The organism is Dietzia sp. DQ12-76 (assembly GCF_014145045.1).
In the GTDB taxonomy this organism is placed as follows: Bacteria; Actinomycetota; Actinomycetes; order Mycobacteriales; family Mycobacteriaceae; genus Dietzia.
In genome coordinates, this window is the sequence record NZ_JAALDV010000342.1 from 1 (window position 1) to 1,562 (window position 1,562).

The window sequence follows — 1,562 nt, forward strand, 5'->3', positions numbered from 1 at the left end:
CGCGGGCAGGGTACGGGCCGGCGGATGCGCGCCGGCCGCGCCGGGCACCCGGTAGACGCCGCCTCGGGCCGATGCGGATCCTGGGCCTGGTGCTCGTCCTGATCCTGACGCTGGGCGTGGTGAGCGTCCTGTGGGCGGACTCCAAGCTCCAGCGGATCGACGCCCTGCCGGACTACCCCGGCCGGGGCGGGAACACCCCGGGCAGTATCACGCTGCTGGTCGGGACGGACTCGCGCGAAGGCCTCACCCCGGAGCAGCAGGCCCAACTGTCCACCGGGTCGGAATCCGATGCCGGCGGCAAACGCACCGACACGATGATGCTGGTCTACACGCCGCGGGACGGCGGGCGGACCATGCTCATCTCACTCCCGCGCGATCTTCTGGTCGACATCCCGGACTACGGTCAGAACAAGCTCAACGCCGCCTACACCTTCGGCGGCCCGCCTCTGCTCACCCGGACGCTCGAGGAACAGACCGGCATGCGCATCGACCACTACGCGGAGATCGGGTTCGGCGGTTTCGCCGGGATCGTCGACGCCGTCGGAGGCGTGGACATCTGCATCGAGGAGCCGATCAACGACCCGCTCGCCGGACTCGATCTGGCCGCCGGGTGTCAGACCCTCGCGGGTCCTCAGGCCCTGGGCTTCGTCCGCACCCGCTACGGGTTCGCGGAACAGGACCTCCAGAGGGTCCGCAACCAGCGGCAGTTCCTCGGCGCGCTGATGAGCGAGACCATGTCCCCGGGGAACCTGCTCAACCCGTTCACCGCGGTGTCACTCATCGACTCCGCCTCGGAGGCCGTCACCGTGGACTCCGGGGACCACATCTGGAACCTCGCCTGGGTGATGTGGAAGCTCAGGGGCGATCCCCTCACCGTGACCGCCCCATACGACGGCATGGACTCGGGTTCCGTGGGGTCGTATCTCGTGTGGGGCCCGAACACCACGGGGTTCTTCGACGCGGTCGCCTCGGGGCGTACCCCACCCCAGGAGTATCTCGACGCCGGCCCCTGACCCGGTCGCCCGGGCCGCTCTCCCGGGTGCGGGCGAGTCGATCGGGTGCGGGTCCGTCATCCGGCGGGTGTGATCGAGACGATCCCCCACGTCCCGTGAGGGTTCTCCGCCACCCGTACCCGCTGTCTTATCACCACGGGCTCGGAATCGGGCCGGGACTCGGTGAGCGTCACCTCGAGGAGCGTGGGTGACAACTCCCGGGCGTCCACGCAGTGGGTGGTGCCCTCGGGCACCCGGTCCACCCCGTCGGCACGCAACTGATCGAAGGTCATCCGGCTCGACGGCGAGACCGCCTCGAACGCCTTCTCGGCCGAGCGCTCGACGTAATACGCGTGGTCGAAGGCCAGCACCGTCTCCAACGGCGTGTCCAGCGACCCGGGGCCGGCGCCCACCACGTGGCCGGGTTCGGACACCGGGGAGCAGGCGACGGGGTCTTCCCCTGGGGAGAGTATCCCGCGGGTGAGGACGAACCCGAGCACGGCGGACCCGGACAGCACGGCCACCCCGGCTGCCGCGAACAGCGCCGCGCGGCGCGCACGCCCGGCACGG

1 protein-coding gene and 1 pseudogene are annotated in these 1,562 nt (G+C 70.7%); one reads left to right on the plus strand and one right to left on the minus strand.

Going from position 1 to position 1,562, the window contains the following annotated elements; translation table 11 throughout:
* A partial coding sequence (locus tag G6019_RS11775; protein WP_309230218.1) for an LCP family protein occupies positions 1 to 1,013 on the plus strand: 1,013 nt, incomplete at its 5' end.
* Between the two features lie 56 nt (positions 1,014 to 1,069).
* Here G6019_RS11775 and G6019_RS11780 read toward each other — a convergent pair.
* Positions 1,070 to 1,562 (minus strand): annotated as a pseudogene (locus G6019_RS11780) (hypothetical protein); the annotation flags it as partial.